This is a genomic window from Sciscionella sediminilitoris, assembly GCF_000737195.2.
GTDB classification, from domain to species: domain Bacteria; phylum Actinomycetota; class Actinomycetes; order Mycobacteriales; family Pseudonocardiaceae; genus Sciscionella; species Sciscionella sediminilitoris.
The window spans coordinates 75,230-91,078 of the sequence record NZ_JALM01000010.1 but is presented as its reverse complement, the minus strand read 5'-3'; the positions used below and the strand labels follow the sequence as shown (position 1 = coordinate 91,078).

Annotated in this window: 17 protein-coding genes; 11 read left to right on the top strand and 6 right to left on the bottom strand. The window is 70.9% G+C overall.

Going from position 1 to position 15,849, the window contains the following annotated elements; translation table 11 throughout:
- Positions 1–2: 2 nt before the first annotated feature.
- Genes ligA through AD72_RS05215 form a run of 3 tightly spaced genes read left to right on the top strand, consistent with a single transcriptional unit; the run spans position 3 to position 3,145 of the window.
- Entirely contained in the window at positions 3–2,132 is a 2,130-nt protein-coding gene (gene ligA / locus AD72_RS05225; protein WP_031465242.1) for an NAD-dependent DNA ligase LigA, read from the top strand.
- On the top strand, positions 2,125–2,628 hold the full coding sequence (locus tag AD72_RS05220) for a GNAT family N-acetyltransferase (protein ID WP_031465241.1): 504 nt from the start codon (positions 2,125–2,127) through the stop codon (positions 2,626–2,628). Before ligA ends, AD72_RS05220 begins: the two co-directional genes overlap by 8 nt.
- Positions 2,621–3,145, top strand: coding sequence for a GNAT family N-acetyltransferase (locus AD72_RS05215; RefSeq protein WP_031465240.1), 525 nt, complete (start codon positions 2,621–2,623; stop codon positions 3,143–3,145). The genes AD72_RS05220 and AD72_RS05215 overlap by 8 nt, the downstream gene beginning before the upstream one ends.
- On the opposite strand, the gene AD72_RS05210 is transcribed toward AD72_RS05215, so the two are convergent.
- Positions 3,115–3,576: a hypothetical protein gene (locus AD72_RS05210; RefSeq protein WP_037344898.1), complete on the bottom strand. Its 462-nt coding sequence runs from the start codon at positions 3,574–3,576 to the stop codon at positions 3,115–3,117. The genes AD72_RS05215 and AD72_RS05210 overlap by 31 nt on opposite strands.
- 32 nt (positions 3,577–3,608) lie before the next feature.
- Complete coding sequence (locus tag AD72_RS05205; RefSeq protein WP_031465238.1) at positions 3,609–4,730, bottom strand: acyltransferase family protein; 1,122 nt, start codon at positions 4,728–4,730, stop codon at positions 3,609–3,611.
- Positions 4,731–4,884: 154 nt separating this feature from the next.
- Between AD72_RS05205 and AD72_RS05200 the strand changes: the two genes are divergently transcribed.
- Positions 4,885–6,135: a sensor histidine kinase gene (locus AD72_RS05200; RefSeq protein ID WP_031465237.1), complete on the top strand. Its 1,251-nt coding sequence runs from the start codon at positions 4,885–4,887 to the stop codon at positions 6,133–6,135.
- Entirely contained in the window at positions 6,120–6,767 is a 648-nt protein-coding gene (locus AD72_RS05195) for a response regulator transcription factor (RefSeq protein WP_031465236.1), read from the top strand. Before AD72_RS05200 ends, AD72_RS05195 begins: the two co-directional genes overlap by 16 nt.
- 4 nt (positions 6,768–6,771) lie before the next feature.
- Here the strand turns inward: AD72_RS05195 and AD72_RS05190 are convergent, their stop codons facing one another.
- Positions 6,772–7,425: an ACT domain-containing protein gene (locus AD72_RS05190; protein ID WP_031465235.1), complete on the bottom strand. Its 654-nt coding sequence runs from the start codon at positions 7,423–7,425 to the stop codon at positions 6,772–6,774.
- 383 nt (positions 7,426–7,808) lie between these two features.
- On the opposite strand from AD72_RS05190, the gene gatC reads away from it, so the two are divergent.
- The 4 genes from gatC to gatB all read left to right on the top strand — a co-directional run bounded on the left by gatC (position 7,809) and on the right by gatB (position 11,377).
- Positions 7,809–8,108 (top strand): Asp-tRNA(Asn)/Glu-tRNA(Gln) amidotransferase subunit GatC, encoded by a 300-nt coding sequence (gatC, locus tag AD72_RS05185; protein ID WP_031465234.1) that lies wholly within the window; start codon positions 7,809–7,811, stop codon positions 8,106–8,108.
- 73 nt (positions 8,109–8,181) lie between these two features.
- On the top strand, positions 8,182–9,684 hold the full coding sequence (gatA, locus tag AD72_RS05180; protein WP_031465233.1) for an Asp-tRNA(Asn)/Glu-tRNA(Gln) amidotransferase subunit GatA: 1,503 nt from the start codon (positions 8,182–8,184) through the stop codon (positions 9,682–9,684).
- On the top strand, positions 9,681–9,878 hold the full coding sequence (locus tag AD72_RS05175; RefSeq protein ID WP_031465232.1) for a hypothetical protein: 198 nt from the start codon (positions 9,681–9,683) through the stop codon (positions 9,876–9,878). The genes gatA and AD72_RS05175 overlap by 4 nt, the downstream gene beginning before the upstream one ends.
- Positions 9,875–11,377 (top strand): Asp-tRNA(Asn)/Glu-tRNA(Gln) amidotransferase subunit GatB, encoded by a 1,503-nt coding sequence (gatB, locus tag AD72_RS05170; RefSeq protein WP_031465231.1) that lies wholly within the window; start codon positions 9,875–9,877, stop codon positions 11,375–11,377. Before AD72_RS05175 ends, gatB begins: the two co-directional genes overlap by 4 nt.
- A gap of 6 nt (positions 11,378–11,383) precedes the next feature.
- Here gatB and AD72_RS05165 read toward each other — a convergent pair whose 3' ends face one another.
- The 3 genes from AD72_RS05165 to AD72_RS05155 are packed head-to-tail and all read right to left on the bottom strand — an operon-like array spanning position 11,384 to position 13,316.
- On the bottom strand, positions 11,384–12,622 hold the full coding sequence (locus AD72_RS05165; RefSeq protein WP_031465230.1) for an RNA polymerase sigma factor: 1,239 nt from the start codon (positions 12,620–12,622) through the stop codon (positions 11,384–11,386).
- Positions 12,619–12,945 carry a YciI family protein gene (locus AD72_RS05160; RefSeq protein ID WP_031465229.1) on the bottom strand — a complete coding sequence of 109 codons (327 nt, stop codon included), beginning with the start codon at positions 12,943–12,945 and terminating at the stop codon, positions 12,619–12,621. The genes AD72_RS05165 and AD72_RS05160 overlap by 4 nt, the downstream gene beginning before the upstream one ends.
- Before the next feature lie 38 nt (positions 12,946–12,983).
- On the bottom strand, positions 12,984–13,316 hold the full coding sequence (locus AD72_RS05155; RefSeq protein ID WP_031465228.1) for a YciI family protein: 333 nt from the start codon (positions 13,314–13,316) through the stop codon (positions 12,984–12,986).
- A 118-nt stretch (positions 13,317–13,434) separates the two neighbouring features.
- On the opposite strand from AD72_RS05155, the gene AD72_RS05150 reads away from it, so the two are divergent.
- A complete protein-coding gene (locus AD72_RS05150; RefSeq protein ID WP_031465227.1) occupies positions 13,435–14,691 on the top strand; it encodes a deoxyguanosinetriphosphate triphosphohydrolase in 1,257 nt (418 codons plus the stop codon).
- Between the two features lie 79 nt (positions 14,692–14,770).
- Positions 14,771–15,847 (top strand): serpin family protein, encoded by a 1,077-nt coding sequence (locus AD72_RS05145; protein WP_031465226.1) that lies wholly within the window; start codon positions 14,771–14,773, stop codon positions 15,845–15,847.
- Positions 15,848–15,849 lie beyond the last annotated feature (2 nt).

Below are 15,849 nucleotides of genomic sequence, written 5' to 3'. Positions count from 1 at the left end.
CCGTGAGCGAGGAGTCGATCAGCGAGAACCAACCGGTCGCCGAGGGCGTCGAGGATGTGCCCGCGGAGGTCCGTGAGCGGCACAGCGCGCTCGCCGAGGAGATCAACGGGCACCGGTTCCGCTACTACGTGCGGGACGCGCCCACCATCTCCGACGGCGAATTCGACACGCTGTTCCGCGAGCTGGAGAACCTCGAGGCGGAGCATCCGGGACTGATCAGCGCGGACTCGCCGACCCAGCAGGTCGGCACCTACTCGACCGAGTTCGTCGCCGTCGACCACCTCGAACGCATGTTGTCCCTGGACAACGCGTTCGACACCGAGGAGCTGACCGCCTGGTACGAGCGGGTCACCAAGGAGACCACCACGAGCGAGCCGCACTTCCTGTGCGAGCTCAAGATCGACGGTCTCGCGATCAACCTCCGCTACGAGAACGGCGCCCTCACCAAGGCTCTGACCAGGGGAGACGGGCGCACCGGTGAGGACGTCACGCTGAACGTGCGCACCCTGGCCGATGTACCGGACACGCTCACCCCGAGCGACCGGTTCCCCGTCCCGGAGCTGATCGAGGTCCGCGGCGAGGTGTTCTTCCGGGTGGAGGACTTCGCCGAGCTGAACGCGAAGCTCGTGGAGGCGGGCAAGGAACCGTTCGCGAACCCGCGCAACACCGCGGCCGGTTCGCTGCGGCAGAAGGACCCGAGGGTCACCGCGAGCAGGCGGCTGCGGATGATCTGCCACGGATTCGGCCGCCGCGAGGGCTTCGACCCGGCGCGCCAGTCCGAGGCCTACGACGCGCTCGCCGCCTGGGGCCTTCCGGTCTCCGAACACACCACGATCCTCGGTTCACTGCGCGAGATCGTCGACAAGATCGAGTACTGGGGCGAGCACCGGCACGACGCGGTGCACGAGATCGACGGGATCGTGATCAAGGTCGACGATCTCGCCGAGCAGCGCCGCCTCGGCTCCACCTCCCGCACCCCGCGCTGGGCGATCGCCTACAAGTACCCGCCGGAGGAGGCCACGACCACCCTGCAGGACATCCAGGTCAACGTCGGCAGGACCGGGCGGGTCACCCCGTTCGCGGTGATGGAGCCGGTGAAGGTGGCCGGTTCCACGGTCGCGATGGCCACCCTGCACAACGCCTCCGAGGTGGAGCGCAAGGGGGTGCTGATCGGCGACCGGGTGGTGATCCGCAAGGCGGGCGATGTGATCCCCGAGGTGCTCGGCCCGGTCACCGAGGCGCGCACCGGACACGAGCGCGCCTTCGTGATGCCGGTGACCTGTCCGGAATGCGGAACCCTTCTGGCGCAACAGAAGGAAGGCGATATCGACATCCGCTGCCCGAACGCCCGCTCCTGTCCCGCGCAACTGCGCGAGCGGCTGTTCCACCTCGCCGGGCGCGGCGGATTCGACATCGAGGTGCTCGGCTACGAGGCCGCGGCCGCGCTGCTGAACTCCGGGGTGCTGGCCGACGAGGGCGATGTTTTCGGGCTGACCGAGGACGATCTGCTGGGCGTGGAACTGTTCCGTACCAAGGAGGGCGTGCTCTCCGCGAACGGGCACAAGCTGCTCGCCAACCTCGCGAACGCCCGCGACCGTCCACTGTGGAGGGTGCTGGTCTCGCTGTCCATCCGGCACGTCGGACCCACCGCGGCGCAGGCGCTCGCCAGGGAATTCGGCTCCATCGACGCGATCGACGCCGCCGATGAGGAAGGGCTCGCCGCCGTCGACGGGGTCGGCCCCACCATCGCCGCCGCGGTGCGCGAATGGTTCGGCGTCGACTGGCATCGCGAGGTCGTGGAGAAATGGCGCGCCGCAGGGGTCCGGATGGCCGAGGAACGCGACGACTCGGTGCCGCGCACCCTCGAGGGCCTCTCCATCGTGGTGACCGGTTCGCTGGAGCGCTACTCGCGCGACGAGGCCAAGGAACTGATCACCGCGCGCGGCGGCAAGGCGGCGGGTTCGGTGTCCAAGAAGACCGCCTTCCTGGTGGCCGGTGAGTCCGCGGGCAGCAAGTACGACAAGGCGGTGCAGCTCAAGGTGCCGGTACTGGACGAGGACGGGTTCGCCGTCCTGCTCGAACAGGGACCGGAGGCCGCCGAGGGCATGGTGATCGAGCCCGAGGATGGCTGACTATTCGATCCGGCTCGCCGAACCCGGGGAATACCCGGCGGTCGGCGAACTGACCAGGAATGTGTACGTCGGCGATGGCCTCGAGGCCGAGGACTCGCCCTACAACGCGCGGCTGCTCGACGCGGCCGGGCGCGCGCACGATGCCGGACTGCTCGTCGCCGCCGGCACGGAAGGGGAACTGCTCGGCACGGTCACCTATTGCGTGTACGGCTCCGCGTGCGCGCAGCGGGCCGAACCGGGCGAGGCCGAATTCCGGATGCTCGCCGTGGTTCCGGGCGCACGTGGCCGGGGTGTCGGGGAGGCACTGGTGCGCGCGGTACTCGACCGGGCCGCGCGGGACGCGGCCTCCGCGGTGGTGCTGTCCACCGCGGAGGAGATGACCGCCGCGCACCGGCTCTACGAACGGCTCGGGTTCCTCCGCACCCCGGAACGGGACTGGTGCCCGGTGCCCTGGGCGCGGCTGCGCACCTATCGGAAGGAGCTCCCGGTTGGCTGACTATTCGATCCGGCTCGCCGAACCCGCGGAGTACCCGGCGGTCGGGGAACTGACCCTCGAAGCCTATGCCGCGGACGGATTCGACGCGCCGGAGGCGGACTACGCCGCGGTGCTCCTCGACGCCGCGGACCGGGCACGCGCGGCGGAACTGTACGTGGCGGCCGAGGCGGACGGGACCCTGCTCGGCACCGCGACCTACTGCGCTGGGCCTTCAGCGAACTCTGCGGGCAGCTCCTACGCCGAGATCGCCGGGCCGGGGGAAGCGGATCTCCGGATGCTCGGCGTGACCCCGGCCGCCCGGGGCCGCGGGATCGGTGAGGCCCTGGTGCGGCACGCGCTGCGCCGCGCCGGTGAGCAGGGCCTGGACGCGCTCGTGCTGTCCAGCGCGGAATACATGCACGCCGCGCACCGGCTCTACGACCGGATCGGGTTCAGCCACGTCCCCGAGCGGGATTGGCGGCCCATTCCTTCGGTGCTGCTGCACGTCTACCGCGCGGAACCCGCCCCGGTTCGGTGAGTGTCGCGGCCGAAGGCGGCACGCAGCACCGGGCCGTTGGCGGGGAACGCGGCAGCGGCCACGGCGAGGGCACAGACCGCCTGCAACGCGATGAACCACGGTGGAAGGGCGCCCGGGATCAGGTCGATGGCCAGGATCGCGATCGGCACCACGACGGTGAGGACGCGCACCCGCCGATAGGCCCAGCGGGCGCCCCGCGCGGCGCGCACGGCCAGCCAGTAGGTCACCGCGGCGCTGGCCAGCACCCCGCCGGAACGGCCCCAGACGAACGAGGTCACCGGGTTCCCGGTGAGGGCGAGGATGACGACCGTGAGCAGTACGGCGGCACTGAGCGCGGCATAGGCGGCGAGGAGGAACCGCACGGTGCGGAACGCCCGCCGGGCACCGGACTGATCGAAGCGGGCGGTTTCGGTCGCGTGATCGGTGGTCATTGTCGTTTCTCCGGTAAGGTTTTCGGGTCGGGTCAGAGCACCCGGCGGATGCCGGGCAGGCGCCGGATCGGGCCGGCGAGCAGGAAACAGGCCGGGAGCACCAGCACCGCGCCGATCGCGAACTTCGCCAGTGCGGGCAGGTCCAGTGCGCTGAGCGCGTACCCGGCCGCGGTCACCAGGAAGGCGTGGATCACGTAGACGGTGAACGCGTGCCCGGACAGATACCGGCCGAACCGGCCCTGGGCATCGAAGGTGTGGCGGAACAGGGCCAGTAAGGCCAGCGCCACACCCACCGCGAAGGTGGAGTCCCACAGCGCGTAGCACAGTGAGCTCAGCGTGCCGCGCCCGTTCGTCGCCTCGGTTCCGGCGGAAAGGGCGAGTGGAAGGAACACCGCCGAGGCGCCGAGTGCCATACCGAGCCCGGTCCAGCCCATCCGCGCGGTGATCGCCCGGAACCAGCCGTTGCGGTAGGCCACGGTCCCCATGGCGAAAAAGCCGAGGTACTGCGGAAGATAGGCGCTCGTGGGGAAATCGACGACCGGGACCCAGGAACCGATCGGCAGCACGATCCGCAGCACATAGGTCAGCAGGGCAAGTATCGCCACGAATCCGGCCACCATCGGGACGGTGAGCGGCCGCAGGGTCCGCGCTCCGCGGTTCCGGGTCAGGTGCCGGAAGAGGGCGTAACCGGCGTCGAACACGAGCAGTGCCAACACGAACCACAGCGGTCCGCTGCCGATCGTGTGCGGATAATCCTCGAGCGGCGTATCGCCGTGATAGCGGCCGAGGGACAGGAGCGGATTGAGTACGAAATAGAACACCAGCAGCGGAATGCCGAGCCGGATCAGCCGGTCACGCAGAAACGCGCGTGGTCCTTTGCGGTCGTACGATCCGGGCGTGAAATACCCGGACAGCAGGAAGAAGGCGCCCATGAACCAGGCCTGGTCGACGAGCAGGAAGGTCATGAAGCCGGTCTGCGTGCCCGCACTGCCCGGATTCTCCGTGTAGTACCAGAGCGGGAGCCCGCTGTAGGTGACCGCGAGATGATGCAGCACCACCAGCGAGGTCAGCAGGATCCGCAGATTGTCGGCGAACCACAAGCGCTGCGGCGGTGCGCCGGGAAGCGTGCGGTCACGGGAATCGGTGATCGTCATGGCATCGAAGTTAGGCAGCGCGCGGCCCGGCCGGTATGGGCCTGAACGCACAGCGGGGTGGGGGTAGGCCCACTCCTGCGCCGAAGTGCGGGGAATCGGGCCCGCCGCGGTGCACAGTGGGAAACATGCGAGCCGTACCGGAGAGGGAGAGATGATGCGAGGCCTGGTGTCCTGGATGGCCAGTGCGGGGGTGGGGTTCTGGCGATCCTGCGCCGTGTTCGGCGTCAGCATGCTGGTTCCGGCCGTCTGGGCCGCCGCGGTGGGGATCTGGTTCTGGTGGTGGGGAGGCGGTCCGTGGTCCTGGATCGCGCCGTTGCTGTGGGCCGCGATCGGCACCCTCGCGCTGGTCCGCCCGGTCTGCCGGATGACACGGCACCTCGCGGCGCGCTGGACCGCGACCGTGCTCCCCGGCGGATACCGGGAGCCCGGACCGGTGACCCAGTTGTCCACCGGCTACTGGTGGAACGGGTACTCCTATTCCCGCACCAGCAAGGAGGCCAAGCAGGACCAGGCGATGCGGATCCGCTGGCGTGATCCGGCGAACTGGCGGGATCTGCGGTTCACCGGGATCGCCGTGTTCGCCATCGGAGTGCCCGCGGCACTGCCACTGGCCGGGATCGCCTGCGCGGTCCTCGGATTCGCCGCGCTCTCGCCCGGCATCGGGGCGATCGGCATGGTCGTGGCGATCGCCGGTGCACCCTATGCCTGGCGCCCGCTCGGTCCGGTGACACGGCGTTTTCTGCGCGCCTCGCCCGCGATGGCGATGGCCGACCGGGTCGCGGAACTGACCGCACAGCGCGCGGACACCACCGTCGCCCAGGCCGCCGAGATCCGCCGGATCGAACGGGATCTGCACGACGGGGCACAGGCCCGGCTCGTCGCGCTCGGCATGTCGCTGGCGACCGCCGAGAAACTGATGGAGACCGATCCCGAACGCGCCAGGGCGATGCTGCGGGACGCGCGCTCCGGTGCCGCCACCTCGCTGAGCGAGCTGCGCGAGCTGATCAAGGGGATCAACCCGCCGCTGCTGAACGAGCGCGGACTCCTCGACGCCGTCCGCGCCTTCGCCCTGGACAGTCCGCTCGAGGTGACCGTCAGCGGGAACCTCGAAAGCCGCCTGGACCCGCCGATCGAGTCGGCCCTGTACTTCGGGATCGCCGAGCTGGTGACCAACGCGGTCAAACACGCCGCGGCGAGCCTCGTGGAGATCTCGCTCGTGCGGGACGACACCGGGGTGATCGCCGAGGTCACCGACGACGGCCGCGGTGGCGCTACGATGCGCGAAGGGGGCGGACTCGCGGGGCTACGCCGCCGCCTCGCGGTCTTCGACGGCCGTTGCGAAATCACCAGCCCGGAAGGCGGACCGACCCGCGTGAGGATGGTGCTGCCGTGCGCATCGTCGTAGCCGAGGATCTCTACCTGCTCCGGGACGGCATGGTGCGGCTCATCGAGGCGTACGGGCACGAGGTCGTGGCCACCGCGGGCACCGGACCGGAAACACTCGAGACCCTGCTGACCCATCAGCCGGACGTCGCGGTCGTGGATGTCCGCATGCCACCGGACCAGTCGGACGAGGGACTGCGCGCGGCACTGGCGGCCCGCCGCGCCCGGCCGGGGCTTCCGGTGCTGATCCTTTCCCAGCACGTCGAACAGCTGTACGCGCGCGAACTGCTCGCCGACGGTTCCGGGGGAATCGGCTACTTCCTGAAGGAGAGCGTGTTCGAGGCCGAACAGTTCATCGACGCGCTGGAACGGGTCGCGGGCGGGGGCACCGCGATGGACCCCGAGGTGATCGCGAAACTGCTCGCCAGTGGTTCCACGGACCGCCGCATCGAACGGCTCACCGAACGCGAGCACTCCGTGCTCGCCCTGATGGCCGAGGGACTGTCCAATCAGGCCATCGCCAGACGGTTGTTCCTCAGTGACAGCGCGATCAGCAAGTACACCACCGCGCTGTTCGGCAAGCTCGGCATCACCGATGACGACGACAACAACCGCCGGGTGCTGGCGGTGCTCGCCTATCTGAACAAGGCGTGAGCTTTCAGTCCTCGAGCACCATCGACACGATTCCGGCCAGATGCGCCAGCCTGGCCACCTCCGCGGTGCGGAACGCGGGGCCGCCGGGGCGCCCGATCAACAGCGCCAGCTCGGGTTTGCCGAGCGGGGTGGCCGCCAGTTCGGTGCCGAGTTCCTGCCAGGTCTCGGGAACCCAGTCGGCCTCGGCCTCGAGCACCCGCGCCTTGGGCAGCGGCAGCCAGGGCAGTTCGGCCGCGGGGGTCTCGGGAGCCGCGGTGCTCGCCGCGACCCGCTTCGGTCCGTCCGGGGTGGCCCGCACGAGCAGCGCCCAGCCGGCTCGCACGATCCTCGGCACTCCGTCGGCGAGCAGCTCGAAACCGGTCTTCGGGTGCGCCGCGATGTTCTCGACGAGGCCGAGTTCGCGGTGGGTGTCCAGCACACCGGCGTACGGGCGGACCGCGTCCACCTGGACGCCGTCGATCGATTCGGCCGCGGTGATCAGCACATCGGGCAGCCTGCCGCCGGGCAGGTCCACGATGAGGTCGTCCACGGCGATCCCTTCGCCGCGCTCCACGATGTCCACGGAGAGGATGTCCGCGCCTGCGGTGCCGAGCGCGCTCGCCACGGCACCGAGTGTCCCCGGTGTGTCCGGGATCTGCACCCGGATGAGGTACGACACGCCACGGGCCTCCTGACCGTTTCCGCGCGGAACCTCGCCGCCCGCGCCGCTGTCGCGGCGGACCATTGTGGCAGAAGCACGGCAAGGCCGGTCGCGGGCCAGCGGAGGTGCGGCAATAGACTTGCTCAGAGTGCGTCTGAGAACTCTCGTCCGTCGCGAGCGGGTGTCCAGCGTGGATGCGGTGTCCTGCGGGACACCCGCACCCGAGGCAATGGCGGAGGATTGAGCCGCAGTAGGTTTCTGCGGTGATTGACGACAACGCTGGCCGTGCCCGCCGGCACGGGAGGCCGTCCCGGCGCCGCGCTGGCCCCGCGCAGCAGGACATGGAGTTGTCAGAGGTGCTCGAAGGTTCCTTACCCGACCGGTGATGATGTGGGGGCAGCGTGCCCAGTATTTCGCGCGACGAGGTCGCGCACCTTGCAAGCCTGGCGAGGCTGGCGGTGACCGACGAGGAGTTGGACACCTTCGCGGGCCAGCTCGATCAGATCCTCAGTTCCGTGGCCAGCGTGGGCGAGGTCGCCGCGGCGGATGTGCCGCCGACCTCGCACGCGGTTCCGCTGACGAACGTGTTCCGCGAGGACACCCCGCGCGAAGGCCTGAGCCAGCAGCAGGCGCTCTCCGGCGCGCCCGCCGCCGAGCAGGGCCGGTTCCGGGTGCCGCGGATCCTGGGGGAGGAGCAGTGATCGAGCTCGCGAGGTCACCATTGGACACAGCGACCATCGTCACGTGGCTGACGAGCGCTAGCGAGGAGGACGCGTGACCGATCTCACCAGGCTCACCGCGGCGGAGCTCGCCGAGAAGATCCACTCCCGCGAGGTCACCTCGGCCCAGGTCACCCGCGCGCACCTGGATCGCATTGCCCAGGTCGACGGCCGGGTGAACGCCTTCCTGCACGTGGACACCGAGGGCGCGCTCGCCGCGGCCGAAGCGGTGGACGCCGAACTCGACAAGGGCGCCGCCCCCGCTTCGCCGCTGGCCGGGGTGCCGCTCGCGCTCAAGGACGTGTTCGTCACCAGGGACGTGCCGACCACCTGTGGTTCGAAGATGCTCGAGGGCTGGCTGCCGCCCTACGACTCGACGGTCGCCGCCCGGCTGCGCGCCGCGGGCGTGGTGATCCTCGGCAAGACCAACATGGACGAGTTCGCGATGGGCTCCTCCACGGAGAACTCCGCCTACGGGCCGACCCGCAACCCGTGGGATCTCGACCGCATCCCGGGCGGTTCCGGCGGTGGCTCCTCGGCCTCGCTCGCGGCGTTCGAGGCCCCGCTGGCCATCGGCACCGACACGGGCGGCTCGATCCGCCAGCCCGGTGCGGTGACCGGGACGGTCGGGGCGAAGCCCACCTACGGCGGGGTCTCCCGCTACGGGCTGATCGCCTTCTCCTCCTCGCTGGACCAGGGCGGGCCGTGCGCGCGCACGGTGCTCGACGCGGCGCTGCTGCACGAGGCGATCGCCGGGCACGATCCGGCGGACGCGACCTCGATCGACGCGCCGGTGCCGCAGGTGGTCGAGGCGGCCCGCGCGGGCGCGAAGGGCGACCTGTCGGGGACCCGGGTCGGTGTGGTCCGGGAGTTCGCCGGTGAGGGCTACCAGTCCGGGGTGAGCGCGGCCTTCGACGCGGCCGTGGAACAGCTGCGCGCGCTCGGCGCCGAGGTCGTCGAGGTCTCCTGCCCGCACTTCCAGTACGCGCTCGCCGCCTACTACCTGATCGCGCCGAGCGAGGCCTCATCCAACCTGGCGCGGTTCGACGCGATGCGGTACGGGCTGCGCACCGGCGACGACGGGAGCGCCTCCGCGGAGCAGGTCATGGCGGCCACCAGGGAGGCCGGTTTCGGTCCCGAGGTGAAGCGGCGCATCATGCTCGGCACCTTCGCGCTGTCCTCGGGCTACTACGACGCCTACTACGGCCAGGCACAGAAGGTGCGCACCCTGATCGCGCGCGATTTCGCCGCAGCCTACGAACAGGTCGACGTGCTCGTCTCGCCGACCACCCCGACCACGGCGTTCAAGATCGGCGAGCGGGTGGACGATCCGATGGCGATGTACCTCGCCGACCTGTGCACCATCCCGGCGAACCTGGCGGGTACCGCGGCGCTGAGCGTGCCGTGCGGGCTCAGCGCGGACGACGGTCTGCCGGTCGGTTTGCAGATCATGGCGCCCGCGCTGGCCGATGAGCGGATGTACCGGGTCGGCGCGGCCTACGAATCGGCGACCGAGCCACTGATCAACCGAGTGCCCGAACTTGGAGGCGAACAGTGAAGAAGACACGTGGACTCATCGGACTGATCAGTTCGGTCTTCGCCGCGGCCAAGGCGGTCAACGATGTGCGCTCGGCGCGCGGCAAGGGCGACAAACTGCTGCTCGCCAATGCCGTCGCCACCGTCGCCGTGGTACTGACCGGCGGCGCGCTCGCGGTGCGGGACCTCCGGGGTGACAAGGAGTCGGGGCAGTGACGGCGACCCTGCTGGATTACGACGAGGTTCTGGAACGCTTCGACCCGGTGCTCGGGCTCGAGGTGCACGTGGAACTGTCCACCGCGACCAAGATGTTCTGCGGCTGCTCGACGGCCTTCGGGGCGGAGCCGAACACCCAGGTGTGCCCGGTGTGCCTCGGCCTGCCGGGTTCGCTGCCCGTGGTCAACGGCACCGGGGTGGAGTCCGCGATCCGCATCGGGCTCGCGCTCAACTGCGAGATCGCGGACTGGTGCCGGTTCGCGCGGAAGAACTACTTCTACCCCGATCAGCCGAAGAACTTCCAGACCTCGCAGTACGACGAGCCGATCTGCTTCGACGGCTACCTCGACGTGGAGCTCTCCGACGGCGAGGTCGTGCGCATCGGCATCGAGCGCGCGCACATGGAAGAGGACACCGGCAAGATGCTGCACGTCGGCGGCGCGACCGGGCGGATCCACGGTGCCGACCACTCACTGCTGGACTACAACCGCTCCGGGGTCCCGCTGATCGAGATCGTCACCAAGCCCATCGAGGGAGCCGGTGCCCGGGCCCCCGAGGTGGCGCGCGCCTATGTCACGGCGTTGCGCGATCTGGTGCGCTCGCTCGGTGTCTCGGATGTGCGCATGGACCAGGGTTCGATGCGCTGCGATGCGAACGTCTCGCTTCGTCCGCTCGGCACCGAGACCTTCGGTACCCGTACCGAGACCAAGAACGTCAACTCACTGCGTTCGGTGCAGCGCGCGGTCCGGTTCGAGATGTGCCGCCAGGCCGCCGTGCTCACCGAGGGTGGCGAGATCGTCCAGGAGACCCGGCACTTCCACGAGACCGACGGGTCCACCACCGCGGGACGGCGCAAGGAGACCAGCGAGGACTACCGGTACTTCCCGGAGCCGGACCTGGTGCCGATCGCACCGTCGCCGGAGTGGGTCGAGCAGCTGCGCGCCACGCTGCCGGAGAAACCGGCCGAACACCGCAAGCGCATCCAGGCCGACTGGAAGCTCTCCGATGAGGAACTGCGCGACCTGGTCAGCGCGGGCGCGGTGGAACTGGTCGAGGCCACCGTGGCGGCGGGCGCGGACTCCGAGGCCGCCCGCGGCTGGTGGGTGTCCTACCTGTTGCAGCAGGCCAACACCCGCGAGATCGAGCTCGCCGAACTGCCCATCACCCCGGAGCACGTGGCCCGGGTGATCGCCCTCGTCTCCGGCGGGGAACTGACCACGGCACTGGCCCGCCAGGTCGTGGACGGGGTCCTGGCCGGGGAAGGCGAACCGGACGCGGTCGTGGAGGCGCGCGGGCTCAAGGTGGTCTCCGACGACTCCGCGCTCACCGCCGCCGTGGACGAGGCGCTGGCCGCGCAGCCGGATGTCGCCGAGAAGATCCGCGGCGGCAAGGTGGCCGCGGCGGGCGCGATCGTCGGCGCGGTCATGAAGGCCACCAAGGGCCAGGCGGACGCGAAGCGGGTCCGGGAACTCATCCTGGAACGCTGCGGCGCCGAGTGACCGGGGCTAACCGCCGAGCTCGGTGAGCCGCCCGCGCAGATAACCGCGCTCGGCCTCGGTCCCGGCAAGCTCGAGCGCGACACGGTACTCCTGCGCCGCCGCTTCGGTGCGGCCGAGGCGGCGCAGGAAATCCGCCCTGGTCGCGGGTAGCAGGTGGTAACCGGACAGCGTCCCGGAAGCGGCAAGGGCATCGGCGATCGCGAGCCCGGCAGCCGGTCCCTCGGCCATGCCGACCGCCACCGCGCGGTTGAGCTCCACCACCGGGGCCGGGTGCAGCCGGGACAGCGTGCCGTATAGCGCCGCGATCTGGGCCCAGTCCGTGTCCTCCGGGCGCGCGGCCCGGGCATGACAGGCCGCGATCGCCGCCTGCACCTGATAGCTGCCCGGATCGCGCTGCCGCAGTGCCGCGTCCAGCAGTGCCGTGCCCTCCTCGATCTCGGCCGCGTCCCAGCGGGTCCGGTCCTGATCCTCGAGCAGCACCAGCGCGCCATCGGCGTCCACCCGGGCCGCCCGGCGCGCGTCGTGCAGCAACATCAGCGCGAGCAGCCCGGACACCTCGGGTTCCCCGGGCATCAGCCGGGCGAGCACCCTGGCCAGCCGGATGGCCTCGGCGCACAGCTCCCTGCGCACCAGCGCGTCCCCGGCGGTGGCCGCGTATCCCTCGGTGAACAGCAGATAGAGCACCGCGAGCACCGAAGGGGTGCGCTCGGGAAGCAGGTGCGCCGGCGGCACCCGGTAGGGAATGCCCGCGTGTTTGATCTTCTGCTTGGCCCGGGTGATCCGCTTGCTGATGGTCGCCTCGCCGACCAGGAAGGCGCGCGCGATCTCGGCCGGGCGCAGCCCCGCGAGGGTACGCAGGGTGAGCGCCACCCGCGCCTCCATGGTGAGCGCGGGATGGCAGCAGGTGAACATCAGCTTCAGCCGCTCGTCCGGGATCTCCGCGTGTTCCTCGCTTCCCGGGGTTCCCGGTTCGTGCCACATCGCGGCCACCTCCCGGAGTTTGTCCGCGCCGACGGCCGCGCGCCGCAAGCGGTCGATGGCGGTGTTCCGCGCGGCCGTGGTCAGCCAGGCACCCGGGCGCCGGGGAACACCCTCGGCCCGCCAGCGTTCGAGCGCCTTCGCGAAGGCCTCCTGCACGCATTCCTCGGCGAGTTCCCAGTCCCCGGTCACCCGGATCAGCGTGGCCAGCACCTGCCCCCACTCCTCGCGGAAGGCGGTGCCCAGTGCCTCGTCGGCGGTGCTCACGGGGTGAACATGGGCCGGACCTCGATGCTGCCGTACTTGGCTGCCGGATGCTTCGCCGCGATCTCCAGCGCGGTGTCCATGTCCGGGCACTCGATGAGCGTGAACCCGCCGACCTGTTCTCGCGTCTCGGCGAACGGCCCATCGGTGTACAGGGTCTGCTCCTCGCGCACCCGGACCGTCTTCGCCTCGTTCGGTGGCCGGAGCCCGCCGCCGCCACGCAGCACCCCGCGCTCGGTCATCTCCTCGCTCCAGCCCCCGCAACCGTCCTGGGCGTGCGCCGCCCCGGCCTCGGCGTCCGCACAGACCAACAGCAAATACTGCATCGTTCACGCTCCTCGTTCGGAAATCGGCGTTCGGGAAATCAGTGTTCGGAAATCAGCGGGCGGATCTCGACAACGCCCATGCGCGCCGCCGGATGCCCGGCCGCGATCTCCAGCGCCTCGTCCAGGTCCGCGCAGTCCACGACGGTCAGCCCGGCCAGCTGCTCCCGAGTCTCGGCGAACGGGCCATCGGTGAGCAGCGCGTTCTCCTCGCGCACCCGGATGCTCGTCGCCTCGCAGGGCGGGCGCAGCCCGACACTCTCGCCGAGCACCCCGCGTTCGCGCATCTCGGCCGTCCAGGCCCGGCAGCCCGCCTCGGCGGCCGCGTCCTCGGCGAGTTCCTCGTCCACGCAGAACAACAGTGCGTACCGCAATCGTCTCCTCCGTTCGGTCTTCCGGTTCTCGTCAGGACGACGAACGGGAAGGGGGCCGCCGGGACAGGTGGTGTCACGGTAACCGGAACTTGTCGGTGTCCGGCACTATCCTGGGCGCATGCGATTCGAGGAGCAGCGCGCCTACGCCGAGCCGGGCAAGCTCGGCGCGCTGCCCGCTGCCGAGCTCGCCGGTCGCGGCCCGTTCGCCCGGGACCGGGCACGCGTGCTGCACAGCGCCGCGCTGCGCAGGCTCGCCGGGAAGACCCAGGTCGTCGGCCCGGGGGAGGGGCAGGGGCACGCGGCCCCGCGCACCAGGCTCACCCACTCGCTCGAAGTCGCCCAGATCGGCAGGGAGATCGCCGAAGGCCTCGGCGCGGACCCGGATGTGGTGGACACCGCGGGACTCGCGCACGACATCGGGCACCCGCCGTTCGGGCACAACGGCGAGCGGGCGCTCGACGAGGCGGGCGCGGACTGCGGCGGGTTCGAGGGGAACGCCCAGACCCTGCGCATCCTGACCAGGCTCGAACCGAAGGTGCTCGGCGCGGACGGGCGCAGCTACGGGCTCAACCTCACCCGCGCCTGCCTGGACGCGGCCACCAAGTACCCCTGGCCGCGCGGGCCGGACAGCGCCAAGTTCGGGGTCTACGCCGACGACCTCCCGGTGTTCACCTGGATGCGCGAGGGCGCGCCCGGGACCGCGGTCTGCCTCGAGGCACAGGTCATGGACTGGTCCGACGACGTGGCCTATTCGGTGCACGACGTGGAGGACGGGGTGCTCGCGGGCCGGGTCGAACTGTCCGCGCTCACCGATGCCGCCGAACGCGCCGACCTGGCAAGGCTCGCGGTGCGCAACTACACCGCGATCGATCCGGCCGAGGTGGAGACCGCGGCCCAGGAACTGCTCGCCATCCCCTCGGTGGCCGAGCTCGCCAAACACGGCTTCGACGGGACCCTGCGCGCGCACATCACGCTGAAACAGCTGACCTCCGAACTGGTCGGCCGGTTCGCCACCGCCCCGGTCGCGGCCACCAGGAGCGAACACGGCGCGGCCCCGCTCTCCCGGTACGCGGCCGGGCTGGTCGTGCCCACCGGAGTGCGCGCCGAGGTCGCCCTGCTCAAAGCGGTGGCGCTGCGCTACGTGATGAGCGATCCGCGCAGGCTCGCCCTGCAACGGCGGCAGCGCGAACTGCTCGCCGAACTGATCGCGGCACTGCGCGACCGGGTGGACCGGCTCGATCCGGTGCACGCCGCCGCGCTGCGGGCGGCCGGGAGCGAGGCGGACGGGCTGCGCGTGGTGCTCGACCAGGTCGCCTCGCTGACCGACGAACAGGCACTCGCCTGGCACCGGCGATTCCACCGGGAGCAGCCATGACCGTGCTGACCCGATCGGGCTTCCGCTGTGCTCCTCGGACCGCGGGCGGTCCTGTGATGCTCACGGAAGGCCCGCTCTCATGACCACGACCGAACACGCCCAGCTGGAGCTCGCGCTCGCCCTGCACCGCGCGATCGCCCCCGATCCCGCGCGGCCTGCCTGCTGCTCGCCGCTGTCCATCGCCTCGGCACTCGGCATGACCGCGGAGGCCACCGCCGGCGAGACCCGCGCGCAGCTGCTCGCCCTGCTCGGCGACCTCGACGTGCTGCGCGAACGGTTGCACGTGGCCGCCCGCGCCGAATCCGCCGAGCTGGCGCTGGCGAACACGGTGTGGACCGAGGACCGGGTGGAGCTCTCCGCCACGTTCGTCTCCCGGCTCGCAGGCTGGCCGGACAGCGCCGCCTGCCACGCCCCGTTCCGCACCGCACCCGGCCGGGCACGGGAGCTGATCAACGCGGATGTCGCCGAGACGACCCGTGGCCTGATCCCTGAGCTCATCCCGGACGGCGCGGTCGACGCGGACACCATCGCCGCGATCGTGAACGCCCTGTACCTCAAGGCGTCCTGGGACAACCCGTTCACCGAATCGGCCACCCGTGACCGGCCGTTCAGCGGAGCGGGGAAGGTGCCCACGATGGCGCTGACCCACCGGATGCGCTATGCCGAGTCCGGTGGCTGGCGGATCGCGGTACTGCCCGCGGGCGCCGAGGTGGAGGCCGCGGTACTGCTCCCGGACCGCCCGCTCGCCGAGGCCGAGGCCGGGCTCACCCCGGCCGCGCTCGGCACACTCCTCGAGGAGGCGGCACCGCGGGAGGTGGAACTGCGGCTGCCCCGGTTCGAGGTGCGCGCGCAGAGCTCGCTCTCCGGGGCGCTCGCCGGTCTCGGGGTGCGGGAGATGTTCGGGCCCGGTGCCGACTTCAGCCCGATGACCCGGGCCCGGGTCCTGGTCTCCGAGGTACTGCACGAATCCGTGCTCCGGGTGGACGAGCAGGGATTCGAGGGTGCGGCGGCCACCGCGGTACTGGTCCGGCTCGCCATGGTCACCACGGACCGCCCGATCCCGTTCCACGTCGACCGGCCCTTCCTGTTCCTGGTGCGGGACCGGCGCACGGGGGTGGTGTACTTCCTGGCGAGGGTCGCCAGCCCGGTACCCTAGCG